Raw genomic sequence first — 26,542 nt, 5'->3', positions numbered from 1 at the left:
CTCGAGGCGGAGCCGACGAGCCAATCGCATGCAAAACGCAACAGGGGACACGATGCCCCCTGAACCGATGCAAGGAGATGTATCCCATGTCCGATATCGAAACCTATCCTTCCGTCGAGGAGCTCGTCGCCCGTTCCAAGGCCGCTCAGAAGCAGTTCGAGTTCGCCGCGCAGGAGCAGGCCGACGCCGCCGCCCGTGCCGTGTGCAAGGTCGTGTACGACAACGCGGAGGTTCTCGGCCCTCAGGCCGCCGAGGAGTCCCGCATGGGCAATCCCGCGGACAAGATCGCCAAGTGCCGCAATAAGTCCTCTCTGATCTGGGAGAGCATCAAGGACAAGAAGACGGTCGGCGTCATCTCCCGCGATGACGAGCACGGCATGTACGAGGTCGCGAAGCCCATGGGTGTCGTCGCCGCGATCATCCCGTCCACCAACCCGGTGGTCACTCCGATGTGTAACGCCGCCTTCGCCCTCAAGACCCGCAACTCCGTGATCTTCGCGCCGCATCCGCGTTGCGTTGAGATCACCAAGCGCATCGTTTCGTTGTTCCAGGATGAGCTCGAGAAGCTCGGCCTTCCGCGCGACCTGGTCCTGGGCCTCGAGCACGTGTCCCTCGAGGACAGCGGTGCGCTCATGTCCGCGGCCGATATCGTGGTCGCCACCGGCGGCCCCGCCATGGTGAAGGCCGCGTACTCCTCCGGCAAGCCCTCGCTGGGCGTTGGGCAGGGCAACGTCCAGTGCATCATCGACGAGGACGTCGACCTGGCCGCCGCGGCCGAGAAGGTCATCATCGGCCGCAGCTTCGACAACGGCCTCATCTGCCTCGGCGAGCAGACCGTCTTCGTGCCGCAGGCGAGCTACGACGAGTTCGTGTCTCAGCTCGTCGAGCACGGCGGATGCTACTTCGACGATCCCGAGACCGCAGGCAAGATTCGCGAGGGGCTGTTCCCCGAGGGCGGCCCGATCAGCCGCGACGTGGTGGGCCTCACCGCGTGCGAGGTCGCCGAGAAGCTCGGCATCGAGGTCCCGGCCGGCACGCGCGTCCTGTGCGTCAAGGCCGAGGGCATCGGTCGCGCGGACGACCTGTGCCGCGAGAAGCTCTGCCCGGTCATCGCCGTGTACCCGTACGAGACGTTCGAGCAGGGTGTCTCCTACATGGTCGAGAACCTCGAGTTCGAGGGCAAGGGCCACAGCATCGCCGTCCACTCCAATACGCCCGAGCACGTCGAGTACGCTGCCATCCAGTGCTCCGTCTCGCGCGTCGTCGTGAACCAGCCCGCTGGTACCACCGGCGGCGGCAGCCCGACCAACGGCTTCGGGGCGACCACCACGCTCGGTTGCGGCTCCTGGGGCAACAACAGCTTCAGCGGCAACTTCAGCTATGTCCACCTGATGAACATCACGCGCGTGGGCTATCCGCTCGAGAAGTCCTACCTGCCCGATCCGGCCCTTGCCTGGGAATAGGGTCGCTCCCGTCGCGGCCTGCCGACCGCGGCGAACTCGCAATGCATGGGGCGGGCGACAGCGCCCGCCCCGTCTCCTGAAGGGATTGAGATGGATTATCTGGAGATAGAGGGCAAGCGCCAGCTCGAGCGCTTCGGTATCCCCGTCAACGAGACGCCCCTCATGGACGGCCCGGCGCTGCCCGAGGGGATGGAGTTCCCCTGCGTTCTCAAGGGTCAGATCCTTGCCGGCCATCGCGGGCAGAACGGCGCCGTGAAGGTCGTTCGCTCGCAGGAGGAACTGGAGGCCGCGTACGAGGCTATCAGCCATGTGAGCATCAACGGCAAGAAGATGCTGGGCATCGCTGCGTGCGGCTTTTTGCCCATCGCGCAGGAATATTATCTGGGCCTCACGCTCGACGCCGGCACCCGTTCGATCCTCATGCTGTTCACGCCGTTCGGCGGGACCGAGATCGAGGACCTCGCCGCGAACGAGCCGGAGAAGCTGCTCCGCTTCGACTGCAGCGACGGCTTCGACGCCGAGGAGTTCCGCGCCGCGTGCGCGCGCTTCGACATGGCCGACGACCGCCTCGAGGGCATCATCGTGTTCGCCGAGAAGCTCATGCGCGCGTTCGTTGAGCTCGACGCCACGACGCTCGAGATCAACCCGCTCGTCGCCCTCGAGGACGGAAGCCTGCTCGCCATCGACTGCAAGCTGGTCATCGACGACAACGCGCTGACCCGCCAGGGCGACTACGTGATCGTGCCCCGCGGCGAGGACGAGCTGTCGCCGCAGGAGGCCGATGCCCGCCAGTTCGACCTCAACTATATCGAGATCGACCCCGAGGGCGATATCGGAACGATGGCCGGGGGCGCCGGCATCGGGATGGCGACGATGGACACCGTCCGCCATTACGGTGGCCGCGTGAACAACTTCCTCGACCTCGGTGGCGGCGTGACCGAGGAGAAGACCTATCAGGCGATGCGAATCCTGCTCGCCAACGACGAGACAAAGTACGTCCTCGTCAACGTGTTCGGCGGCATCAACAACTGCGCCGACATGGCTGCAGGCATCACCCGTGCCTACCGCGAGTTCGTCGGCGGCAAGACCGTCGTCGTCAAGAGTCGCGGGTTCAACCAGGAGCAGGGTTGGAAGATGTACGAGGAGCTTGGCTTCACGCAGGTCAAGTACGGCACCACCGACGAAGCGGTCCGTGCCCTCATGGCTTTGAAGGAGGCTTAAGGATGAGCGTCCTCATCAACGAAGACACGCAGATGATGATCATCGGCATCACGGGCAAGCAGGGGCGCATCCACTGCAAGCGCACGCTCGAGACGCCGACGAAGCTGATGTGCGGGGTAGCGCCCGGCAAGGGCGGTCAGGAGGTCGAAGGCGTTCCCGTCTTCGATACCGTCAAGGCTGCGCGCGAGCGGTTCCCCGAGGTCGAGACGGCCATGCTGCTCGTCCCGCCCAAGTTCGTGCGCGATGCCGCCCTCGATGCGCTCGAGGCGGGCATCAAGCTGCTCGTCATGATCACCGAGTTCGTGCCGGTGCACGACTCGCTCGCCGTCGTTCGCCGCGCTCGCGAGCTGGGCGCGCGCGTCGTCGGCCCCAACACGATCGGCATCATCTCGCCCGGCAAGTGCAAGGTGGGCATCATGCCGGACTACATCTACGGCAAGGGCCACATCGGCATCATCTCGCGCAGCGGCACGCTGACCCATGAGACCGCCTCGAATCTCACCTTCAAGGGCTTCGGCCTGTCCACGTGCATCGGCATCGGCGGGGATCCGGTCATCGGCACCAACCACGCCGAGGCCATCGAGCTGTTCGCCGAGGACGAGGACACGGACGCCATCGTCATCATCGGCGAGATCGGTGGCATCAGCGAGGAGCTCTGCGCGCAGAAGATTCGCGAGATCGGGCTCAAAAAACCGGTCTTCGCCTACATCGCGGGCATGTCCGCCCCCGAGGGCAAGCGCATGGGCCATGCCGGTGCCATCGTGAGCGGCGGCATGGGGACGGTTGCGTCGAAGGTCGCCGCGCTCAAGGAAGCGGGCGTCGAGGTCTGTCCCACGCCGGGTGTCATCGTCGAGAAGATCGACGAGCTCAACGCCAGGACCGAAGGGCGCTTGAAATCGCTCGAGGAGCGTGTAGATTAATCGCTTGACGCCGCCCTGCGCATGCGGGGCGGCGCGTCTGCCCAAGGCAGGAAACGACACGGAGTAACCCCATGAGCCCAGAGATCACAAGCCTTGTCGGCCTCTTCTGCGCCTTCGTGGTGCTCGTCGTCGGTGCGATGAAGGGATATCCGATCCTCGCGGTCGCGCCGGTATCGGCCGCGATCGTCATCGCGTCTGCCGGCCAGCCCGTGTTCGAGACGCTCGACGGCGCCTTCGCGCAGGGCATGGGAGACTTCATCATCTCCAACTTCACCTTGTTTCTGCCCGCGTGCATCTTGGGCTCGATGCTCGCCGATTGCGGGGCCGCCCGAGATATCGCGGTCTACTTCGGTAACCTTGCTGAGAATTTCGGCGGAAAGCACGTTAAGTACTGGGTTGTCATGGGCCTGTCCATCGTCACCGCGCTGCTGTCGCTCGGCGGCGTGAGCGGCGCGGTCGTCGTCTTTACCATCGCGCCGATCTGCCGTCAGATCTTCAAGAAGTTCGACATCCCCTGGCATTTCGTGATCCCGATCATCGTGTACGGCGGATGCATGTGGACGGCGACGCTGCCGGGCTCCCCGTGCATCGAGAACCTCATCCCCATGGAGTATTTGGGGACCACGCCCATGGCCGCCCCCGAGCTCGGCATGATCGCCACGCTGAACTGCATCGTGTTTGGCGCGTGGTACATCTGGTACGCCGTGCGCAAGACGGAGCGCCGCGGCGAGGGCTACCTGGAGACCGGTGCGGAGATGGATCGCTATGCGAACGTCTTGGACGAGAACATCCTTACCATGACCTGCAGCAACATGCAGCTCCTGCGCGCGCTCTCCCCTTCGATCGTCCTGCTCGTGAGCATGAACGTCTTCCATGTCGAACCTTATGTCGCCCTCATTTACGGATGCATCGTCTGCCTCGCGCTCTACTTCACGCATTTCGAGAGCCTGGCCGACACCTTGCGTGACGGTACGCTTTCTACGATTCGCTCGCTCATGAACGTTGCCGTCGTCGTGGGTTTCGGGGCGGCGGTCGAGCTGACGCCGGGTTTCGCCTTCATCGTCGACAACCTCGCCAACATGCCCGGCCCTCCGTTGGTGCAGCTATGGATCTCGGCGAACCTTATCGCTGGGATCACGGGTTCGGCCGCCGGCGGCGAGGGCATCGCGTTGGGCGCCCTGTCCGATCGGTTCCTCGCGATGGGCATCTCTCCCGACGTCATCCACCGTATCGTGAACGTCTCATGCTACGGCTTGGACACCATGCCGTACAACGGCAACGCGATCAACCGCCTGAACTATACGCATCTCACGTACCGCAACGCGTACTATCACGAGTTCATCCTTGGGGCCATCTTCCCGCTGTTCAACTCGCTGGTCGTGACCCTGTTCGCATCGATGTTCTTCCTGTAGCCGATATGGTATCTGCGCGAGGTTTCTGGGGCTCTCCACGTCGTGATTTGGCACATCGTGGGGAGCCCGGATTGTCAGGACTCGTCTGCCTGCTCCAGCCACCGGGAGAACTGCATCCGGTTGTTGACTCCGCACTTTTTATAGATGCTCTGCACGTGCTTTTTGACGGTATGGAACGAGATGACGAGCTCCTCGGCGATCTCCTGGTAGGTGAGACCTGCGTCAAGAAGCAGCGCGACCTTCTGCTCGGAACGGGTGAGGTAGGAAAGTCGTGGCGCGGCTCCGGCATATTCATTGACCGTATCGCATTGTTTGGAGATGGTCGCCCAGTAATAGCGGTCGATGATGCCGTTGGAGTAGGTGCGATCGTACGCGCGGACGTTGAATACATAGTCTTTGATGGTATTGATATGGCCTTCGGGGCCGACTTGCTCGCCGCGCGGGTTGAGCAGGAAGGGAAGCCATGCACAAGCGATTTCGGGATTCTGATGCTCGATCGATTGGATTCCCAAGAGCTCGGCGAGATAATCCTCTGCCTGCTCGTTGCAGCTGAGTATATGAGAATAATCGTCGGCGATCAGGAACGCATGCTCTCCCATCTTGATGATCTTGCTCATTATTTCGGCGATGATGTTGGACTGCTCGTACTTTTTGAAGGTGCGATAGGAGCTCGCTAGGTAGACATAAAGCTGTTCAAGCAGGTCCATTTCCTGCCCGGTGAAGTCGCCGTGCTCGCGAGTTTTATAGAACGCGACCTGAATGTATGCGTTCATGCCGAAGGCCATGGTGGCGCTGTAGTGCGCTCCGAAATGGTCCTCGATGAAACGCGTATAGGGAGCGTCGTCGTAGGCGTACGCCGAAATGATATCGGTTGACTTGTAGAGGCGCGGCACGGTGTTGAAGTAGGTGAGGCCATCGTGCACCGCGTCGCGGTGAATCGTGTGACGGACGACGTCGAGGCCCGAGAAGGCGGTGTATGGGTCTTCCGCGGATTTGAGCACAAAGGCATTGGGCGTCCGTAGGGAGAGAAACTCTCCGTTGCGGTTGAAGTAGAAAAATGCGATGTTATCTGGCTGGTAGCATTGGGCGATGTCTTCAAGAAGGGATTGACAGAAGAATTCTCTAGCGTAGAGCTGGTGGTCAGTGAGCTTAGATAAAAGCTCGACGGGCACAAAGCTGCCTGAGCCTGTTGCACGGTCGACCATAATCTCTCCCATCTTCGGTGCCCTCGGGAAAATAGTACCGTTTTTTACAAGACTTCGTAATCGTATCGTAGAAATGGGGAAGCCCGGCGCGTCTTTCGAGATGACGCATGCGGTTTCGAAGCGAATTCCTGTGCGGTGTCGCTTATTCCATGGGCGCTGAGCGCGCGTCCGTGCAATCGGTTATGATTGAGCGCCATTGGGTACACCTGCATACGATATGTTTCGAGCATCAGCGAGGTAGACGCATGTTAGATAGATTCACCGACCGCGCGCGCAAGGTCATGGCGCTCGCGAAGGAGGAAGCGCTGGCCCAGCATTCCACGAAGGTGGGGACCGAGCACCTGCTGCTCGCGCTCGCCAAGGAGCAGGAGGGCATCGCCGCCGAGGCGCTGCGCGACCTCGAGATCAGCTACGAGGACATCCTGTCGCAGCTCACCGAGATGCGCGCCACGGTCCCGGGGGAACAGCCCGAGGCGGAGGCCGCCAAGCTCGCCTTCACCCCGCGCGTCATCGCGGTGATGGAGCGCTCGTTCCGCTTGGCGCGCGAGAACAACCAGACGTACGTCTCGACCGAGCACCTGCTGCTCGCCATCGTGGACGAGGGCAACGGCATGGCGACCGACATCCTGAAGCGCCTGGGCGTCTCAGGGGCCTCGGTGCACGCCGCGGTGGACAAGCTCACGGCGAAGGACCAGGGGCACGGCCGCCCCATGGCCGGGGCCGGGGCCGGCAGGCCGGGAGCCGGGTCGCCCTTCTTCTCGGGCGAGGCGGGCCGCGGCGCCCAGCAGAGCGACAGCATGCTCGAGCAGTTCGCCACGAACCTCACCGAGCAGGCGCGCGCCGGCAAGCTCGACCCGGTCATCGGGCGCGAGCGCGAGGTGTCGCGCATGCTGGAGATCCTGTCTCGCCGCACCAAGAACAACCCGCTCATCCTGGGCGACCCGGGCGTGGGCAAGACGGCGCTCGTCGAGGGCCTCGCGCAGCGGATCGCCACGGGCGACGTGCCGGACAACCTCGCCAACCAGAACGTCTGGGCGCTCGACCTGCCCGGGCTCGTGGCGGGCGCCAAGTACCGCGGCGAATTCGAGGAGCGCCTGAAGGGCGTGATCAGCGAGGCAACCAAGGCGGACGACATCATTCTGTTCATCGACGAGATGCACACCCTCATCGGCGCGGGGTCCGCCGAGGGCTCGATCGATGCGAGCTCCATGCTCAAGCCCGTCCTCGCGCGCGGGTCCTTCCAGATCATCGGCGCCACCACGGCCGAGGAGTTCCGCAAGTACCTCACCAAGGACCCGGCCTTCGAGCGCCGCTTCCAGACCATCGACGTCGAGGAGCCCAGCGTCGAGGACACGGTCAAGATCCTCAACGCGCTGCTTCCCCGCTACGAGGAGCACCACCGCGTGCGCTACACGCCCGCCGCGGTGGAGGCCGCCGCGAGCCTCTCGTCCCGCTACATCCAGGATCGCTTCCTGCCCGACAAGGCCATCGACCTCATCGACGAGGCCGGCGCCCGCGCGCGCATCGCCGCGGGGCGCGCGCCGGAGTCGGTTCGCGCCGCGGAGGCCCGTGTCGCCGAGCTCGCCGGCGAGGTGGAGCAGGCTGCCGGCGACGACGACATGAACCGCGCCGCCGAGCTCAAGGACCGCCAGCACCTGGCCGAGATCGAGCTCGCCGAGGCGCGTGCCGCCTGGAACGCCGACACCGCCGCGAGCCCGCTTACCATCGACGTCGCGCAGATCGCCGACATCGTGTCCGTGACCTCCGGCGTCCCGGTGAGCTCGCTCACCGAGAGCGAGAGCCGCCGCCTGCTCGCGTGCGAGAGCGCGCTCAAGGGCCGCATCATCGGCCAGGACGAGGCGGTCGCCGCCGTGGCGAAGGCCATCCGCCGCAGCCGCAGTCCGCTCAAGGACCCGCGCCGTCCCGGCGGCTCGTTCATCTTCCTGGGCCCCACGGGCACGGGCAAGACCGAGCTCGCCAAGACGCTCGCCGAGTACCTGTTCGGCAGCAAGGACGCGCTCATCAGCTTCGACATGTCCGAGTTCGGCAGCGAGTACGAGGTCTCGAAGCTCATCGGCAGTCCCCCGGGCTACGTGGGGCACGAGGAGGGCGGCCAGCTCACCAAGGCGGTCCGCAGGCATCCGTACTCGGTCGTCCTGTTCGACGAGATCGAGAAGGCGCACCCGGACATCTTCAACGTGCTGCTGCAGGTGCTCGACGAGGGGCGTCTCACCGACGGCCAGGGCAAGACCGTGGACTTCCGCAACACGGTGATCATCATGACGAGCAACGTGGGCGCGCGCGAGATCGCCCAGGACGCGAGCGTGGGCTTCGGCACGAGCGGGGAGGCGGGCCTCACCGCCGACGAGATCCGCACGCGCGCGATGGGGGAGCTCAAGCGCCTGTTCCGCCCGGAGTTCCTGAACCGCATCGACGACATCGTCGTGTTCAAGAAGCTCACCGGCGCCTCGCTCACCGCGATCGCGGGCCTGCTCGTCGACGACCTGCGCCAGCGCCTGATCGCCAACGGGATGAACATCGAGCTCTCCGACGCGGCGATCGAGAAGATCGTGGCCGAGGGCACCGACCTCACCAACGGCGCGCGTCCGCTGCGCCGCGCCATCCAGCGCCTGATCGAGGACCCGTTGTCCGAGGAGCTGCTGGCGGGCGAGTGGGGCGCGGGCGACACCGTGCTGTGCGACGTGGCGGACGGCAAGTTCGTCTTCAGCCACGGCACCGGCGAGATTCCCGCGCCGCGGCCGTCCAGCGCGCTCGGCGGTAGCTTCGAGGCGGCGCCCCGGTCGTCCGCCTCCGCTCCTCGCCCCGCGGCCCTCGGCGGCTCTCAGATGGGCGCTGCCACGCGATAGCGCGCCACAGGTTGTTTGGACGGGTCCCGCCCGGGCGTTGCCGCATGACGGCGCACCCAGGCGGGATTTCTTGTCCTTGCCCGCTTTATCCAGCTGGATTGAGAAACTCCAGCTCAGCATGGTACATTTCTGTGACGCCGGGGGTCCGGCGTCACAGAGTGCATAGGGGATGACAGGCGGCGCTCCGCGCGGACACCACGCCTGCGGGGAGACGGGTGCTGCCATGACGGAGAAGAGGACGGGCCAGGGCCGTGCGGGATCGTGCCGCGCGGGCGTGAGGGATGAGCACGAAGCCGAGGCATGGGCGTCCCTGCTCACGTCGGATTCGCATGACGAGGTGCCGGTCCCGCCTGAGGACCGCGCGCCGGGAGCCCTGCGTGGAGCCGGCGCCCGCTCGCCGCTGTTCTGGAAGCTCATGCTCGTTGTCATGGCCCTTATCTGGGGCTACTCGTTCCTCACCATGAAGACCGTGCTCGACACCGTGCCCACGTTCATGCTGCTCGCCTGCCGTTTCCTGCTGTCGGCGGTCATTATGTTCTGCATCTTCCACAAGCGCATCAAGGCGCACCTCAACCGTGAGTACCTCGGGTTCGGCGTGCTCATGGGCTGCGTCATCTGGTCGGCGTATGCCGCCCAGACGCTCGGCCTCGTGGACACCACGCCCGGCAAGAACGCGTTCCTCACGGGCACCTATTGCATCCTCGTTCCCTTCATCGCGCTCGTGCTGTTCCGCGAGCGCGTCACGAAATGGCATGTCGCCTCGGCGCTTCTGTGCCTGGTCGGCGTCGGCTTCGTGGCCTTGGACGACTTCAGCATCCAGATGGGCGACCTGCTGACGCTCGTGGGCGCCGTGTTCTTCGCGATCGATATGGCGGTCGTCGGCCATATCGGCCGCACGCGCGACGTGAGCGTCCTCACCTCGTGGATGTTCTTCTTCGTGGGCCTGTTCTCGCTGATCGCGACGCTCGTGTTCGAGCCCCGCGTTCCCATGGAGAACTGGACGCCGCAGGTCATCGGGCAGCTCGTCTTCCTCGCCGTGGTCTGCACGACGGTCGGCCTGCTCCTTCAGAACCAGGCGCTTTCCCATGTGCCGCCCGCGACCGGCTCGTTGCTGCTTTCGCTCGAGAGCCCCTCGGGTGTGCTGTTCTCCGTGTTGATGGCAGGCGAGGTGCTCACGGGCAAGCTTATCTTCGGCTTCGCGCTGATCTTCCTGTCCATCGTGCTCTCCGAGACGCATTTCAGCTTCTTGAGGAGATGGTTTCCTAAGAAGTAACGGTATGCAGGCCGGCCGCTCTCCCTTTTGGAGGCGGCCGGCCTCTTTGAGGCTCTCGCAAGTTTCTCGCCCCGTTTGACTGAACCCTGGGCACGGGTCGGGGCGCGGCGACGGCATCGACATGCTTTTTGGAGGGCTTTGGCGTGCTTCCACGTCATTTTGTTCCGCATCGGAGCGGTTTGGCGCCTGCCATGGCGCATGGAATACGGTATAAGACCTTCGGCGGCGTCGTCGCATTGCGATCTATAGCGTTTTTCGTACGGATTGGCGTATGAGGCGAGTAGCGAGGCGGGGCGGTTCAGAATAACCGCAGGATAAGAATTGCCACTTGTCTTGTGTACTAAGCACAATCGTTTATGAATACGAAAAACGTTAGCGATGCGTCACGAAGCGCACTCCAAGCGACCCGAGACCCCCGTTTCGGGCGTTCAGGATGCCTGCCCGTTCGCTAAACGAGAAGGGAGCCGCCCGTGAGGGCGGCTCCCTTGCTGAGAGCGCGCGCGATGCGTCGGTGTCTGGCGAGAGGACCGGCTAGAGGGCGCGCACGAAGGCGATGAGCTCGTCGACGTCCGCCGCCGTCGTCGCCCAGCTGGTCACGAAGCGCAGGACGGGACGTCCCTGGACATAGGAGATCTCCGCTCCGCAGGCGTCGGAGATCGCGCTGGCAACAGGGCGGGTCGCCCAGAAGAACTGCTGGTTGCCCGGGGTGACGGCATAGGGTTCAAGTCCGGCCTCGACGAGCCCCTCCGCGAGCTTCACGGCGCAGGCGTTCGCGTTTGCCGCATGGCGCAGGTAGGGAAGGGTGCCGTCTTCGTCTGGCGTGAAGGCCGCCTCGTACTGCACGCCCATGAGGCGGCCCTTGGCGGTCATGTGGCCCGCGCGCTTGGTGAGGTAGGGGATGCGCTCGATGGCGCGCCGCCCGCGCGCGGTCCGGGGGCTCACCACAAGGGCCTCGCCGAAGAGCATCCCCGCCTTCGTGCCGCCGAGCGTGAACGCGTCGGCGCGCGCGGCGATATGGTCCATCGTGAGGTCGCAGCCCTCGGATGCCAGGGCGCTGGCCATCCGGGCGCCGTCGACGTACACGGCGAGCTCGTGGCCTTCCGCCCAGTCGCACAGGGCGTCGAACTCGGCGCGCGCGTACACGTGGCCGAACTCGCTCGTGTTGGAGAAGTAGATCATGCCCGGCCGCGTGGTGTGGCATCCGCCGGCGACCGACGCGGTGTAGATGCGCTCGCACTCTTCGGGCGTGAGGATGCCGAAGGGGTCGGCGGTCGCCAAGATGCGCCGCCCGCAGCCCTCGATCGCGCCGGTCTCGTGCGCGGTTGGGTGCGCGTCGGCGGCGAGGATGGGGCCCTCGAACTCATCGGTCAGGGCGCTGATCGCCACGATGTTCGCCGCCGTGCCGCCGGGGATGAACTGCACGAAGGCGTCCGGCTGCTGAATCGCCCCGCGGATGAGCCCGGCCGCCCTCTCGCAGCGGGCGTCCGTGCCGTAGCCGGGGGTCTGCTCGCCGTTCGTGCGCACGAGCGCCTCGAGCATCTCGGGCGCCGCGCCCTCGGAATAATCGTTGCGGAACTGATGGATGGTGCTCATCGTGCCTGCGCCGCCTTTCTTGTGCAACGGGTTCGTCAAACAGCAATCATTGTCACATATAATGGGACGTCGATTCGAAAACGTGTCCAGAGGAGGAAATCGATGCAGGCACAGCGAGCAGAGGGCACCAAGGACCTGATCGGCCGCGACATGCGCGCATGGCAGCGCATGCAGGCCGTCGCGGCGGACGTGTTCGGCCCGTACGGGTTCGACGCCGTCGAGACCCCGGCGATCGAGCAGCTCGACGTGTTCGTCCACGGCATCGGCCAGTCGACCGACGTCGTGCGCAAGGAGATGTTCCGCGTCTTCTCGGGCGCGAACTTCGCGCGCGTGCTGGAGGAGGGCACCGACTCCAAGCTCAAGGCAAAGCAGCGCCTGGCGCTTCGCCCCGAGGGCACGGCGGGCGTGGTGCGCGCCGTGGTGGAGAACAACCTCGTGCCGCAGGGCGCCGCCCCGTTCAAGGGTTGGTACGCCGAGGCCATGTTCCGCGGCGAGCGTCCCCAGAAGGGCCGCCTGCGCCAGTTCCACCAGGTGGGCATCGAGTGGCTGGGCGCGCCCGACCCCGCGGCGGACGCCGAGTGCATCATCATGCTCATGGAGTTCTACAAACGCCTGGGCTTCGACCTGTCCCAGCTGCGCCTGCTCATCAACTCGATGGGCGACCCCGCATGCCGCCCCGCGTACCGCGACTCGGTGCGCACCTTCATCCTCGACCACGCCGACGAGATGTGCCCGGAGTGCCTCGAGCGCGCCGAGCTCAACCCGCTGCGCGCCTTCGACTGCAAGAACGAGCACTGCCACGAGGTCATGCAGGGCGCCCCGCTCATGCGCGACTGCCTGTGCGATGAGTGCGGCGAGCACTACGCCCAGGTCAAGCGCTACCTCGACGCCGCCGGCATCGCCTACATCGAGGATCCCACGCTGGTGCGCGGCCTCGACTACTACACGCGCACCGTCTTCGAGGTCGAAGCCCCCGGCGCGGGCGTCGGCTCCATCGGCGGCGGCGGCCGCTACGATGGCCTCGTCGAGCTCGAGGGCGGCAAGCCCACGCCGGGCGTCGGCTTCGCGGTGGGCTTCGAGCGCGCGATGCTTGCGCTCGAGGCGTTCGGCGGCGAGATGGCCGATGCGGAGCCCGCGTGCGTCTACGTCGCCAACGCCGGCGCGGAGTTGCGCGGCGAGGTGTTTTCGCTCGCGCACGAGCTGCGCGCCGCGGGCGTGCGAACCGAGGCCGACTACCAGGGCCGCTCGCTCAAGGGCCAGTTCAAGCAGGCGGACAAGCTGGGCGCCGCGCTCATTCTCGTGATCGGCGGGGACGAGCTCGCCGCGGGCAAGGTCAAGCTCCGCAACATGGTTACGCACGAGGAGGCGCTTGTCGACCGCGACGCCGTCGTCGGGGCGGTCCGCTCGCAGCTGGCGTAAGGGGTTGCGGCGGTCCCGCCGCGGACGCGCTCCTTATGGGGCGCCTTTCGCCGCCGTGCCAGGGGGCTCGTCTCCTTGGCGAGGCGGCCCTCTTTGTCTAGAGGCAGCGTCGCCTGCGGCGCGCTGTATACCGACGTGCCAAGAGGATGCGTCCCTTTTGGCACGTCGGCGCCCTTTGCGCGCCGACGCCTGCCATGCCGCGCCTCTGCCGCGCCGTCGCCGTTGGCCGACAGGTGCTGTCGATTTAGCGAAACCTTGGAGATTATCGGCTCGTTACAGAGTACGGCTGCGGTCTTTCAGGCGGCGTATAATGACGGCGAACCATCGACCGATCGGCGGCAGCCGATGAAGGGGGAACGCCGTGACAGATCTGAGCAAGCCGCAGTCCGCGACGGAGCAGGCCGCGGCGGCCGGCCCGTCGGAGCCGGAGCGCGTCCGCCGTATCGATACCGACGAGGCGCGCGCCGCCATGGAGACGCTCGGAGATATCAACATCCCGGGGCAGCTGCGCGACCACCTTGCGCTGTTCCTGCGCCTCGAGCGCCGCGTCCTGCGCGAATACGATGCAGATATCTGCGACATCTTCGATAAGCTCGTGAGCGCCGCGATCCGCGCCAACGAGGGCGACCCGGGCGCCGAGGCTGCCGACGAGCAGGCCGATGCCCAGGGCATCCCCACCACGCGCAGCGCGACGGCCGACGCCTTCCGTGAGGCAATCGGGCTGATCGACTCGCTTTCGCTCGATCGCGCGCAGGTCGTCGTCCGCGCCTTCACCACGTTCTTCCATCTCGCGAACCTCTCCGAGGAAAGCTACCGCGTCGCGACGCTGCGCCGGCGCGAGAGCCATGTCGCGGTGGATTCGCCCGTCGACCCCGCCAACGAGCTCACCGTCGCCTACCGTCGCCTTATCGATGAGGTGGGGGAGGACCGTGCGCGCGAGCTGCTCGAGCGCTTGGAGTTCCATCCCGTCTTCACCGCGCATCCCACCGAGGCGCGCCGCCGCGCCGTCGAGGGCAAGATTCGCCGCATCGCGCGCCTGCTCGAGGAGCGCGGCCGCCTGGGCGGCTCCGACCTCGTGGAGAACGAGCGGCACATGCTGCAGGAGATCGATGCGCTCGTGCGCACGAGCCCCATCGCGCTCAAGAAGCCCACGCCCGTCGAGGAAGCCGACACCATCATCGACATCTTCGACAACACCTTGTTCGATACCATCCCGGTGATCTATCGCCGCTTCGACGACTGGGTCCTGGGCGAGGCCGCCGGCACGGTGCCTCCGGTCTGCCCGGCGTTCTTCCACCCCGGCAGCTGGATCGGGTCGGACCGCGACGGCAACCCCAACGTCACCGCGAAGGTGAGCCGCCAGGTCGCCGCGAAGTTCTCCGCGCACGTCATCGCCAAGCTCGCCGACAAGTGCCGCCGCATCGGCCGCAACCTCACGCTCGAGGCGCAGTACAGCAAGCCGTCCGACGAGCTGCTCAACCTCTGGAACCACCAGGTCGAGATGAGCGAGACGCTCACCGACCGCGCTGCGCTCATCTCGACCTCCGAGCCGCATCGCGCCGTGATGCTCGTGATGGCGGCGCGTCTCGACGCGACGGTCGCGCGCAACGTGGACACGATGTACCGCTCCTGCGACGATTTCCTCGCCGACCTGCGCGTCGTGCAGCGCTCGCTGGCCGCATGCGGGGCCGTCCGCGCGGCCTACGGCCCGGTCCAGACGCTCATCTGGCAGGCCGAGACCTTCGGGTTCCATATGGTCGAGATGGAGTTCCGTCAGCACTCCGTGGTGCACGCCCGCGCCCTCGCGGACATCCGCGAGCATGGGCTGCACGGCGAGAACGGCCAGCTCGCTCCCATGACGCGCGAGGTGCTCGACACCTTCCGCGCCATCGGCTCGATCCAGAAGCGCTACGGCCAGAAGATGGCGCGGCGCTACATCATCTCCTTCACGAAGTCGGCTCAGCACGTGGCGGACGTGTACGAGCTCGCCCGCCTCGCCTTCGCCCATGCCGAGGACGTCCCGGCGCTCGATGTGATCCCGCTGTTCGAGCAGCTCGAGGACCTGGAGGGCTGCGTCGGCGTGCTCGACGAGATGCTCGAGCTCCCCGCCGTGCAGGCGCGCCTCGCCCAGACCGGGCGCCGCATGGAGGTCATGCTCGGCTATTCCGATTCCTCCAAGGACGCCGGCCCCACCACCGCCACGCTCGCGCTGCATGCCGCCCAGGAGCGCATCGCCGCGTGGGCCGCGCGCAACGATATCGACCTCGTGCTCATGCACGGCCGCGGCGGTGCCGTCGGCCGCGGCGGCGGCCCGGCGAACCGTGCGGTGCTCGCCCAGCCCGCCGGATCGGTGAACTGCTTCTTCAAGGTCACGGAGCAGGGCGAGGTCATCTTCGCCCGCTACGGCAACCGGGTGCTCGCGCAGCGCCATGTGGAGAGCGTCGCCGCGGCGACCCTGCTCAACTCCGCTCCTTCGGTCGAGCGCGCCAACACCGAGGCTACCGCCCGCTACGCCGAGATGGCCTCCGCCCTCAACGACGTCAGCCATGAGCGCTATCTCGACCTGCTCAATACCGACGACTTCACGCCGTGGTTCTCGTGGGTGACGCCGCTCACCGAGGTCGGCCTGCTGCCCATCGGAAGCCGTCCGGCGAAGCGTGGCCTGGGCGCCAAGTCCCTGGACGACCTGCGCACGATCCCATGGGTCTTCAGCTGGAGCCAGGCGCGCATCAACCTCGCCGCATGGTACGGCCTGGGCACCGCGTGCGAGCGGCTTGGAGACCTGGAGCTCCTGCAGAGCGCTTACCGCGAGTGGCCGCTGTTCGCGACGTTCATCGACAACATCGAGATGTCGATCGCCAAGACCGACGGGCGCATCGCCAAGATGTACCTGGCCCTCGGCGACCGCGACGACCTCGCGCGCAAGGTCTTCGAGGAGATGCAGCTCACCCGCAAGTGGACCCTTGCCATCACGGGCAGCGCGTGGCCGCTCGAGCGCCGCCGCGTTCTCGGCCGCGCCGTGCGCGTCCGCAACCCGTTCGTCGACGCGCTGTCTTTGGCCCAGGTCCGCGCTCTGCGCGAGGTGCGCATGAACCAGGAGGAGCTTGCGGATGAGGCGAAGGCCGAGTACATGAGCCTGATCCTGGCGACCGTGACCGGCGTCTCCGCGGGTCTTCAGAACACCGGGTAAATCGCGCGCCGCCAGCCGTTCCGAAGCCGCCGGCCGGGAGCAATCCCGACCGGCGGTCGTTCTTTCTCACCCCAGCTTCCTACCTCAACTTTGGGCGGTCCCTCAATCAAGGTGCGAGGGCTTTGCGTCCCGGTTGCGCTCACATGAGGGATGGACGATGAATCGAGGCGACCGATGCTCTGTCGGCCGGTCGCGGGCGTTACACGCGAACGGACCGCGCCGAACCCGGGCGAGCGGGGTGCGCCGCCTCGAAACGCGCCTGCACCCAAATCGAGGCGGCCGCCCTCGCCTGCGTGGCGATGGGGCGGATGACGTCTCCGGCTCCCGCTCGAATGTCACAGCCCTGTTACGTGCGCGTGCGCAACCCGCTCTTCTCTTCACGCCCGTGCCCGCCATCCGCTATTCTATTGAGCTATCGCGCGTCTGCCGGCACGTTCGGCTGTCGCGTCCGCCCGTCCGGCGCCGCTGTCGGGCGCGAGCGAAGCCCCGCTGCGCGGTCTACGCAGGCGGGGCCATCTGTACGACAAGCCGCCCGGACCGACACGGGGCGGCACGGATGAGGAGGTTTTTTTATGACCCAACTCCACTCTATGCACACGCATACGTGCAACGAGCTTCGCCTCGAGCACATCGGCCAGGAGGTGACCCTCACCGGTTGGGTCTGGCGTCGCCGCGACCACGGCGGCCTGATCTTCGTCGACCTGCGCGACCGCGAGGGCGTGACGCAGATCTCCTTTGACCCCGAGCACTCCGGCGGCACCGCGTTCCACACCGCCGAGACCATCCGCTCCGAGTGGCCCATCAAGGTCACCGGCGTGGTGCGCGAGCGCCCCGAGGGCCAGTCCAACGCCAAGCTCGCCACCGGTGAGATCGAGGTGCTCGTCTCCCACATCGAGGTGCTCAACACCTCCAAGACCCCGCCCTTCCAGATCGAGGACCACATCGAGGCCGGCGAGGATATCCGCCTGCGCTACCGCTACCTCGACATCCGCCGTCCCAAGATGATGGCCAACCTGCAGATGCGCTCCGACTTCACCTTCGCTATCCGTCAGGCGCTGCACGACCGCCTGTTCATGGAGGTCGAGACGCCGGCGCTCTTCAAGTCCACGCCCGAGGGCGCGCGCGACTTCCTGGTGCCGAGCCGCATCCAGCCCGGTCACTTCTACGCGCTGCCGCAGTCCCCGCAGCTCTTGAAGCAGCTGCTCATGGTGGGCGGCGTCGAGCGCTACTACCAGGTTGCCAAGTGCTTCCGCGACGAGGACCTGCGCGCCGACCGCCAGCCCGAGTTCACCCAGGTCGACATCGAGATGAGCTTCGTCGACCAGGATGACGTCATGAGCACCCTCGAGGACGTGCTCTCCGATGCCTTCGCCAAGATGGGCGTCGACATGCCCACCCCGCTGCGCCGCATCGACTACTGGGACGCCATGGACACCTACGGTTCCGACAAGCCGGACACGCGCTTCGGCATGGAGCTGCACGACGTGACCGGTATCTTCACCGAGTCCAAGTTCAAGCTGTTCGCGAGCGCCGCCGCCACCGAGGGCCAGTACGTCAAGGCCATCAACGCCCGCGGCGCCGGCGCCTGGCCGCGCGCGCAGATCGACAAGCTCGCCGGCGTGGCCGCCGAGTTCGGCGCCAAGGGCCTCGCTTGGATCGCCTTCCGCGAGGACGGCTCCGTCAACAGCCCCATCGTCAAGTTCTTCACCGACGAGGAGATGGCCGCGCTGCGCGCCGAGATGGATGCCCAGCCCGGCGACCTCGTGATGTTCGCCGTCGCCGACCGCAAGGGCGCCGACGAGATCCTCGGCGGCATGCGCAACCACATGGCCGACGCGCTCGAGCTGCCCCGCGAGGGCCATGACTTCCTGTGGGTCGTCAACTTCCCGCTGTTCCACTGGGACGAGGAGCGCGGCGCCTACGAGGCCGAGCACCAGCCCTTCACCCTGCCCAGCACCGACGACCTCGAGGCCATCAAGGCCGATCCGCTGGCCGCGGGTTCCTGCACGTACGACTTCGTCATGGACGGTTACGAGGCGGGCGGCGGCGGCATGCGCATCCATAACTCCGAGATGCAGCTCGCCATGCTCGAGATGCTCGGCTTCACCATCGAGGGCGCGCGCGAGCAGTTCGGCTTCCTGATGGACGCCCTCGAGTTCGGCGCGCCCCCCATGGGCGGCTTCGCGCTCGGCCTCGACCGCGTCTGCATGCTGCTGGCCGGCGCCGATTCCATCCGCGAAGTCATGGCGTTCCCCAAGACCAGCTCCGGTTCCGACCTCATGTCCGACGCGCCGAGCGCCGTCTCCGCGCGCCAGCTGAAGGAAGTCGGCCTCCGCATGGAATAGCCGCTTCTCGAAGCACTCCGCCTCAATTTAGGGACAGGCACTAAATTGAGGCAGGCGTAACTAACGTCTGTATGCGAAGCGCCGCACGAATCGCCGTGCGGCGCTTCTTGTTCAATCGGAAAGACGAGGCGTGTCGGGAAATCATGATGTGCAAGGGGCCGAGGACCTTCCATCTGGGCGATGCGTGGATGGTTTGCCAGAACATCATGATTTGCTGGCAGCCCGGGTATTCCGGCAACTTGGCCTGTCATCAAGCCATTGGGCGCCTGTATCATCGATTCGCGCCTCAATTTGGTGCCTGTCCCTAATTTGAGAGCCGCCCTCGTCCCGTCCGAGACCGTGTTCACGCATGAAGTGTTACGGCGGGCCCCTCATTGTTGAAGTGGCTCGTCGAGAGACGGGTCCCTTATCTTATGGATGGGCGAAAGCTGCATACATGGGCCTGCGTTCCGTCGTTATGGGATTCTGGGTGCGGAACGGTGCGAGCGGCCACCATGGCGCCGCCGCTCTGGTGAAAGGCGGAAGAGTGTCCGCATGCAGGGCGCACAAAAGCGAACCTATAACGTTTTTCGTACTCGTTTTCAATTCAGCCGAGTAGACCCTTGTCGCGTGTGAACAAATACGCAGGTCAGGAAATTGCCACGGTAAAGGTATACAAAGGGTCTCTGATTATCTATACGAAAAACGTGGCAGGTCGTGCCGCAAGCTCGACATCGGGGCAATATCATCGGCTTCGCGTGCTCGTCTCAGACTCACTGCGGCGTTCTCCTCTGGTGCAATATGGTGGCCTGCAAGGCGCGGCCCGTCGATTGCACCGCGATCACACCGCTCTGAGCGGATTGTTCATAAACGCCATGCCTGCGGGCTGCGAGTGCTATACTCACCTGCGTACCAACGGGGAGCTGGCGGAGGTCGGCTGAGAGGAAACCTGCGGCAGAGATTCGGCGCCAGCCGAAGCTTTCCCGCACCGTTTCGACCCGCAACCTGATCCGGGTAATGCCGGCGTAGGGATCGAGCAGCCTCGCTCCAAGAGCAAACGAAGCGTATCGAGCGGGTCCCTACAAGAAGAAGGGGTCCGCTTTTTGCGGTCTCGGAAAGGAAGCTCATGGAAGCAAGCGTAGCGATCCAGGTGCTGCCGCAGCGCGTCGGCGGCAACGACGAGGTCTGCCGCATCGTCGACGAGGCCATCGCCTATATACAGACCAGGTTTCCCGATGCCTACGTCGGCCCGTTCGAGACCACCATCCAGGGTGAATACGACGCCTGCATGGAGGTCGTCGCCGGCGTGAGTCGCATTTGCACGCAGGCCGGCGCACCCGAGGTAGCGACCTACGTCAAGATCTTCTTCGCACCCGAGGAAGGGGTCCTCACCACCGAGGAGAAGATCACCAAGTACCACCGGGACGAGCGCTAGCATGCGTTCCTCGTCCGAATCGAGCGGGCCCGCTGGGTGCGCGGATTCCCGGCGCCGCCGTCGGTGGATGTCCGCGACCGCCCCAGTCGCGCTGGTCGTGCTGCTCGGCATCTGGCAGGTCGTGTGCTCTGCCGGAATCATGCCTCCCTTCCTGCTGCCGAGCCCCGTTGCGGTGGTTCGCGCGCTGGTGGGGGATTGGCCCTTGTTGGCGGGCCATGCCGTGACCACGTTGGCGGAGGCGGGCATCGGGCTTGCCGCCGGTATCGCGCTGGGGGCCGCGGCGGCAGTCGCCATGGATCGCTTCGAGGTGCTCTACCGTGCGTTCTACCCGTTGGTGGTGCTTACGCAGACCATCCCCACGGTCGCCATCGCGCCGCTTTTGGTGCTGTGGTTCGGCTACGGCATGCTGCCCAAGGTGGTGCTCATTGTGGTGGCAACCTTCTTTCCCATCACGGTGGGGCTTCTGGGCGGATTCAAATCGGTTGATCCGGACGAGATAGACCTTATGCGCTCCATGGGAGCGTCGCGCTGGCAGATCATGCGCCATGTGAAGATCCCGGCTGCCCTGCCGCAGTTCTTCAGTGGTCTCAAGATCTCTGCCGCCTATGCCATCGTGGGCGCGGTCATCGCCGAGTGGCTCGGAGGGTTCTCCGGCCTCGGCGTCTACATGACCCGCGTCCGCAAGGCATATTCGTTCGACAAGATGTTCGCGGTGATCTTCCTCATCTCGGCCTTGAGCCTGGTGCTCATGTGGGCCGTCGAGGCCGTCCGCCGCATCGCGATGCCCTGGGAGCGCGTCAAGGGCGACCAGGGGGAATAGGACCTATCATGCTTTCCGAAAACACGTTCAACATGCAGCCTGCCGTCAGCCGCCGCGGGTTTTTGCGCGCGGGCCTCGCCGGCGCCGGCCTCATGGGCGCCGCGGCGCTCGCGGGCTGTGCTGGCGACGCGGACGCGCGCGCCGGCTCCACGGGCTCCGCGCCCGCTTCGGGCGATCTGAAAAAGATCACGTTCGCCTTGGACTGGACGCCCAACACCAACCACACGGGCATCTATGTCGCCCAGAAGAAGGGGTACTACAAAGACGCCGGCCTGGACGTCGAGATCCTCCAGGCTCCCGAGAACGGCGCCGACCCGTTGGTCGCCGCGGGCGACGCCCAGTTCGGCGTGAGCTTCCAGGACACCATGGCGGCGTACGTCTCCGGTGATGCCGTGCTCCCCGTCACGGCCGTCGCCGCCATCATCCAGCACAACACCTCGGGCATCATCAGCATGAAGGACAAGGGCATCACGAGCCCCGCCAAGATGGCCGGCCACACGTACGCCACCTGGGAGATGCCTATCGAGCAGGGCGTGATCCAGCGTTGCGTCGAGGCGGACGGCGGGGACTTCAGCCTGGTCGAGATGGTTCCCTCCACGGTGACCGACGAGGTGAGCGCGCTTTCCACCGATCAGGTCGACAGCATTTGGATCTACTGGGCCTGGGCTGGCGAGAAGTGCAAGCTCGCGGGCCTCGACACCAACTACTTCGCGTTTGCCGACATCGACGCGGTCTTCGATTACTACACGCCCGTGATCATCGCCAACAACGACCTCATCGAGAGCGATCCCGAAACGGTCAAGGCCTTCATGGACGCCACGCGCGCGGGCTACGAGGACTGCATAAAGGATCCGGACGGCGCGGCGGAGATCCTGCTCGAGGCGGCCCCCGAGCTCGAAGGCGAGCTGGTTCGCGCGAGCCAGGCCTACCTTGCCGATCAGTACCAGGCTGACGCGTCCAGTTGGGGCGAGATCGATTCTGCGCGCTGGGACGCCTTCTTCGCCTGGGTTTCCGAGCAGGGCTTTGCGCCCAAGATCGAGCCGGGTGCGGGCATGACGACCGAGTTCATCGGCGCGTAAGGATATCGTTCGGGACGGGCGCTGCGGATTCGGGAATCGGGCTGCGGTGCCCCCGGCAGGGAAAGGGGAGGCAATGGCACAGCTGGTCGTCGAGGGCATCGTTCAGGGCTTCGAGGGCATCGATGTGCTCGATCATATCGATATGGCAGTCGAATCGGGTCAGGTCGCCTGCCTGCTCGGCCCTTCCGGCTGCGGAAAGACCACGCTGTTCCATGTGATCGCGGGCCTGTCGTGCCCGCGAGCGGGACGCGTGCTGCTCGACGGCGAGGATATCACGGGGGCTCCCGGCAGGCTGTCCTACATGCTTCAAAAGGACCTGCTGCTGCCGCATAAGACGATTCTCGACAACGTCGCGCTGCCGCTCGTCCTGCGCGGAGCGGCGCGTGGCGAGGCCCGAGCGCAGGCTTCCGGCCTGTTCGCTGCGTTCGGGATCGAGGGGACCGAGGACCGCTGGCCGAGCGAGCTCTCCGGGGGCATGCGCCAGCGCGCGGCCCTGCTGCGCAGCTATCTGTTCTCCCGCGAGTTCATGCTGCTCGATGAGCCGTTTTCGGCGCTGGACGCGTTCACCAAGTCCGATATGCACGCATGGTTCCTCGACGTGGTCGATACCTGCGGCACCACGGCGCTGGTGGTGACCCACGACATCGACGAGGCGATCAAGCTCGCGGACGTGATCTTCGTCATGCGCGGAGCCCCGCAGCGCGGCGAGCCCGCGCGCGTCGTGGGCTGCGAGCGAATCGCCTGCCCACGCTCCGAGCGCGCCTCGTTCGCGCTCACGCCCGCCTTCCTCGACCACAAGCGCCGCGTCCTCGACCTTCTGGGCCGCTAGAAACCTCAAATTGGGGACAGGCACTTTTCTGAGGCTTCGCGGCCCCTCGCATCGGGTGGCGCGCCCGGCCTTGGCTTTCCCAGCCTGAGCCCCGCGCCTCTCAGAAAAGTGCCTGTCCCTTTTCTGAGGCTGTCATCGACAAGATGTGCGCCTGCGCCGTGCGCGCCGAGAGGGCGGGCGTCGACGTCATCCAGGTCCACGGCGATCGCTTGGTCGGTTGCCTGTGCTCCTTTTGAGGTTTTCCGTGCCTCAGAAAAGTGCCTGTCCCCCTTTTGAGGTCCGCTGCCCGGGGCGCTTTACGTGACGGCCTCACATCTGCCTCGGACGGGAGGCTGTTTTCTCGATTGCGGTGCCGGTCGTCAGCGCGATTTAAAAAAGTTAGCCACGGCTATTCCAATGTGCTCCGATTCGTGGTAGTTTACCTAGGTGAACATAGCCAAGGCTAACTTATGGAGGGACGGTGGTCGAGGATGCCTCAAGGTCCGCAGATGCCGGCGATGCCGCTTTCGATGGCGCACGCCGGCGACACGATGACGGTTGCGCGCGTGAAGGGCGCGGCGGACGTCAAGCGTCACCTGGAGACGCTCGGTTTCGTCGAGGGCTCGCGGGTGCATGTGGTCACTGCGGGAGGCGGCAACATCATCGTGCTCGTCAAAGGGGCCCGCTTTGGCTTGGACGCCAAGGTGGCTAGAAACGTCATGGTCGCCTAACGGGCGGGATGCATTCCGCATGACGCCATGGAGCAACGACCGAAAGGGGGAGGGGGAAGTATGAAGACATTGGGAGATGTTGCGGTGGGGGATAGCTCCGTCATCGTCAAGCTGCACGGAACGGGCGCGCTGCGCCGTCACCTCATGGACATGGGCCTGATCAAGGGCACCGCGTTCAAGGTGGTCAAGGTCGCTCCGCTGGGCGACCCCGTCCAGATCACCGTGCGCGGCTACGAGCTTTCGATCCGCAAGGAGGAGGCGGCGATCGTGGAGGTCGAGTAAACCGCGGACGCTTCTTTTTACAGGTAGAGTTAGCTATATCTAACAGATGTGGAGCAGGCTGAGCGAGGGCGGGGCGAGATGCCTGCGCCCGGGCGCGGGAACGCCGGCAGCCGGCACGGCACCGCATGCGGCTGACTCAGGAATCGCTTGGAATCTCAAAGCCTTAATGTGGAAGAAGGAAGAATGGCTGAATCCCAGATCCATATCGCGTTGGCGGGAAACCCCAACTGCGGCAAGACCACGCTGTTCAATTTGATCACGGGCCAGAACGGCTATGTGGGCAACTGGCCGGGCGTGACGATCGAGAAGAAGGAGGCGCGCCTGTCGAGCGACAAGGGCGTCGTCGTCACGGACCTCCCGGGCATCTACTCGTTGTCTCCGTATAGCCCGGAGGAGCAGGTGTCGCGCGACTACCTCATGGGCGGGGAGCCCGATGTCGTGGTGCAGGTGGTCGATGCCACCAACCTGGAGCGCAACCTGTACCTCGCGCTCCAGGTGATCGAGACGGGCCTGCCCGTGGTGGTCGCCCTCAACATGGCGGACTTGGTCGAGAAGAACGGAGACGCCATTGACGTCGCCCGCCTGGAGCGCGAGCTGGGCTGCCCGGTGGTCATGATCTCCGCGTTGAAGAACAGCGGCATCGACACCCTGATCGACGAGGCGAAGACCGTTGCCGTCGCCAAGGGCGCGGGTCAGCGCCACGCCTTCGACTCCGCGATCGAGGACGTTCTGCAGCATATCGAGGCCCAGCTGCCCGCGTCCGTCGCGCCTGGGCGCCGCCGCTACTACGCGGTCAAGCTGTTCGAGCGCGATTCGGATGCGGCGTCCGCCATCAAGCTGGCCGACGCCGCCGCCCAGAGGGTCGAGGCCCTTATCACCCAGTGCGAAGCCGACTGCGACGAAGACGCGGAGTCCATCATCACCGGCGAGCGCTACGCCGTCATCGCCCATATCATTGACGAGTGCCTGCATCGCGCGCCCGCCAAGATGAGCACGTCCGAGAAGATCGACCGCATCGTCACCAACCGCTGGCTCGGCCTGCCCATCTTCGCCCTTATCATGTTCGGCGTGTACTGCCTGGCCATCTCCACGTTCGGTACCTCGATGACCGACTGGGTGAACGACAACCTCTTCGGTGACGGCTGGGAGCTGTTCGGCGCCGCCATGCCGTCCGTGCCGGCGCTCTTCGAGGGCTGGCTCGCGGCCGCCGGTGCGTCCGACATGGTCATCTCCCTGGTCTGCGACGGCATCGTGGCCGGCGTGGGCGCCGTGCTGGGCTTCATCCCGCAGTTGTTCGTCTTGTTCGTCCTGCTGTCGTTCCTCGAGGACTGCGGCTACATGGCGCGCGTCGCGTTCGTGATGGACCGCATCTTCCGTCGCTTCGGTCTGTCCGGCAAGTCCTTCATCCCCATGCTGGTGTCCACGGGCTGCGGCGTGCCGGGCGTGCTTGCCACCAAGACCATCGAGAACGAGAAGGACCGCCGCATGACGGCCATGACCGCCACGTTCATCCCCTGCGGTGCCAAGCTGCCCGTCATCGCGCTCGTCATGGGCGCGCTCATCGGCGACGCGGAGTCCACGTGGATCGCGCCGCTCTTCTACTTCCTGGGCGTCATCGCCGTTATCGCCTCCGGCATCATGCTCAAGAAGACGAGGCTCTTCGCCGGGCGTCCCACGCCCTTCGTGATGGAGCTGCCGAGCTACCACATGCCGAGTGCCCGCAGCTGGGCGCTGCATGTGTGGGAGCGCGTGAGCGCCTACGTCAAGAAGGCCTTCACCATCATCTTCGCTTCCACCATCGTGGTGTGGTTCCTGTCCAACTTCGGCCTGTTCAACGGTGCCTTCGGCTACCTGCCCGCTATGCCCGGCACCCCGGAGGAGTTCACCGACCACTCGCTGCTGGCGTCGCTCGCCGGCCTGCTCGCGTGGATCTTCGCGCCGCTGGGCTTCGATTCCTGGCAGGCAACGGCCATGTCCATCACGGGCCTGGTCGCCAAGGAGAACGTCATGGCCACCGCGGCGTCGCTTTTGCACCTGGCAGACGCTACCGAGACCGACCCCAGCCTGTGGGCCGCGTTCGCCGCGCTCTTCCCCAGCGCTGGCGCCATCGCCGCCTTCGGCGCCTTCAACCTGCTGTGCGCCCCGTGCTTCGCTGCCATGGGCACCATTCGCGCCCAGATGAACTCTGCCAAGTGGACCGCCGTCGCGCTGGGCTACGAGTGCGGTTTCGCCTGGGTCGTGGGCCTCATGATCAACCAGTTCTACCTGGCCGCCCAGGGCGTGTTCAGCATCTGGACCGCGATCGCCGCCGCGTGCGCGCTGGCCATCCTGTTCCAGCTGTTCCGCCCCATGCCCAAGGGCGCCTGGGACGACGCCGAGCCCGCTTCCGTCGCAGCGCCCGCTACCGCGGCGTAGGCCGGACGCCCCGCGCCCGCTCTGACCGCGCTCGCGCGCGACGAGCGCCAGGGGAGGGGACGTGGACATCCGTATGAGTTATCTC

General features: G+C 65.7%; 18 protein-coding genes. 16 read left to right on the top strand and 2 right to left on the bottom strand.

What is annotated here, in order from left to right; genetic code table 11:
- Nucleotides 1-86 precede the first annotated feature (86 nt).
- The 4 genes from BQ7355_RS01005 (at nt 87) to BQ7355_RS00990 (ending at nt 5,016) form a co-directional block, all read left to right on the top strand.
- Nucleotides 87-1,463, top strand: coding sequence for an aldehyde dehydrogenase family protein (locus BQ7355_RS01005; protein WP_072414518.1), 1,377 nt, complete (start codon nt 87-89; stop codon nt 1,461-1,463).
- A gap of 90 nt (nt 1,464-1,553) precedes the next feature.
- On the top strand, nt 1,554-2,684 hold the full coding sequence (locus tag BQ7355_RS01000; protein WP_072414517.1) for an ATP-grasp domain-containing protein: 1,131 nt from the start codon (nt 1,554-1,556) through the stop codon (nt 2,682-2,684).
- A 2-nt stretch (nt 2,685-2,686) separates the two neighbouring features.
- Nucleotides 2,687-3,604 (top strand): succinate--CoA ligase subunit alpha, encoded by a 918-nt coding sequence (gene sucD / locus BQ7355_RS00995; protein ID WP_072414516.1) that lies wholly within the window; start codon nt 2,687-2,689, stop codon nt 3,602-3,604.
- A 71-nt stretch (nt 3,605-3,675) separates the two neighbouring features.
- Nucleotides 3,676-5,016 (top strand): GntP family permease, encoded by a 1,341-nt coding sequence (locus tag BQ7355_RS00990; protein WP_072414515.1) that lies wholly within the window; start codon nt 3,676-3,678, stop codon nt 5,014-5,016.
- 74 nt (nt 5,017-5,090) lie between these two features.
- Here BQ7355_RS00990 and BQ7355_RS00985 read toward each other — a convergent pair whose 3' ends face one another.
- On the bottom strand, nt 5,091-6,233 hold the full coding sequence (locus BQ7355_RS00985) for a response regulator transcription factor (protein WP_205407537.1): 1,143 nt from the start codon (nt 6,231-6,233) through the stop codon (nt 5,091-5,093).
- Between the two features lie 233 nt (nt 6,234-6,466).
- Between BQ7355_RS00985 and BQ7355_RS00980 the strand changes: the two genes are divergently transcribed.
- Together BQ7355_RS00980 and BQ7355_RS00975 are read left to right on the top strand one after the other, a co-directional pair.
- Nucleotides 6,467-9,088: an ATP-dependent Clp protease ATP-binding subunit gene (locus BQ7355_RS00980; RefSeq protein WP_072414513.1), complete on the top strand. Its 2,622-nt coding sequence runs from the start codon at nt 6,467-6,469 to the stop codon at nt 9,086-9,088.
- 223 nt (nt 9,089-9,311) lie between these two features.
- Nucleotides 9,312-10,361 carry a DMT family transporter gene (locus BQ7355_RS00975; RefSeq protein ID WP_083581367.1) on the top strand — a complete coding sequence of 350 codons (1,050 nt, stop codon included), beginning with the start codon at nt 9,312-9,314 and terminating at the stop codon, nt 10,359-10,361.
- Between the two features lie 531 nt (nt 10,362-10,892).
- On the opposite strand, the gene BQ7355_RS00970 is transcribed toward BQ7355_RS00975, so the two are convergent.
- Nucleotides 10,893-11,954 carry a threonine aldolase family protein gene (locus BQ7355_RS00970; RefSeq protein WP_240307277.1) on the bottom strand — a complete coding sequence of 354 codons (1,062 nt, stop codon included), beginning with the start codon at nt 11,952-11,954 and terminating at the stop codon, nt 10,893-10,895.
- Nucleotides 11,955-12,056: 102 nt separating this feature from the next.
- Between BQ7355_RS00970 and hisS the strand changes: the two genes are divergently transcribed.
- The 10 genes from hisS to feoB all read left to right on the top strand — a co-directional run bounded on the left by hisS (nt 12,057) and on the right by feoB (nt 26,457).
- Entirely contained in the window at nt 12,057-13,373 is a 1,317-nt protein-coding gene (gene hisS, locus BQ7355_RS00965) for a histidine--tRNA ligase (RefSeq protein WP_072414512.1), read from the top strand.
- A gap of 442 nt (nt 13,374-13,815) precedes the next feature.
- Complete coding sequence (locus tag BQ7355_RS00960; protein ID WP_072414716.1) at nt 13,816-16,563, top strand: phosphoenolpyruvate carboxylase; 2,748 nt, start codon at nt 13,816-13,818, stop codon at nt 16,561-16,563.
- 572 nt (nt 16,564-17,135) lie between these two features.
- On the top strand, nt 17,136-18,908 hold the full coding sequence (gene aspS / locus BQ7355_RS00955; protein ID WP_072414511.1) for an aspartate--tRNA ligase: 1,773 nt from the start codon (nt 17,136-17,138) through the stop codon (nt 18,906-18,908).
- 1,105 nt (nt 18,909-20,013) lie between these two features.
- Nucleotides 20,014-20,322 carry a thiamine-binding protein gene (locus tag BQ7355_RS00950; RefSeq protein ID WP_072414510.1) on the top strand — a complete coding sequence of 103 codons (309 nt, stop codon included), beginning with the start codon at nt 20,014-20,016 and terminating at the stop codon, nt 20,320-20,322.
- Nucleotides 20,323-20,389: 67 nt separating this feature from the next.
- Nucleotides 20,390-21,142, top strand: coding sequence for an ABC transporter permease (locus BQ7355_RS00945; RefSeq protein ID WP_083581439.1), 753 nt, complete (start codon nt 20,390-20,392; stop codon nt 21,140-21,142).
- An 8-nt stretch (nt 21,143-21,150) separates the two neighbouring features.
- The gene (locus BQ7355_RS00940) at nt 21,151-22,221 is read left to right on the top strand and encodes an ABC transporter substrate-binding protein (protein WP_072414508.1); all 1,071 of its coding nucleotides are present in this window, start codon (nt 21,151-21,153) and stop codon (nt 22,219-22,221) included.
- 73 nt (nt 22,222-22,294) lie between these two features.
- Complete coding sequence (locus tag BQ7355_RS00935) at nt 22,295-23,050, top strand: ABC transporter ATP-binding protein (RefSeq protein ID WP_072414507.1); 756 nt, start codon at nt 22,295-22,297, stop codon at nt 23,048-23,050.
- Between the two features lie 470 nt (nt 23,051-23,520).
- Nucleotides 23,521-23,760, top strand: a complete 240-nt coding sequence (locus BQ7355_RS00930; RefSeq protein WP_072414506.1) for a FeoA family protein — start codon at nt 23,521-23,523, stop codon at nt 23,758-23,760.
- Nucleotides 23,761-23,820: 60 nt separating this feature from the next.
- Nucleotides 23,821-24,042 carry a FeoA family protein gene (locus BQ7355_RS00925; protein WP_009140723.1) on the top strand — a complete coding sequence of 74 codons (222 nt, stop codon included), beginning with the start codon at nt 23,821-23,823 and terminating at the stop codon, nt 24,040-24,042.
- A 183-nt stretch (nt 24,043-24,225) separates the two neighbouring features.
- Nucleotides 24,226-26,457, top strand: coding sequence for a ferrous iron transport protein B (gene feoB / locus BQ7355_RS00920; RefSeq protein ID WP_072414505.1), 2,232 nt, complete (start codon nt 24,226-24,228; stop codon nt 26,455-26,457).
- Nucleotides 26,458-26,542 lie beyond the last annotated feature (85 nt).

The sequence above is a fragment of the Collinsella phocaeensis genome (assembly GCF_900119895.1).
Classification (GTDB): domain Bacteria; phylum Actinomycetota; class Coriobacteriia; order Coriobacteriales; family Coriobacteriaceae; genus Collinsella; species Collinsella phocaeensis.
This window is presented reverse-complemented; position numbering and strand designations above follow the sequence as displayed.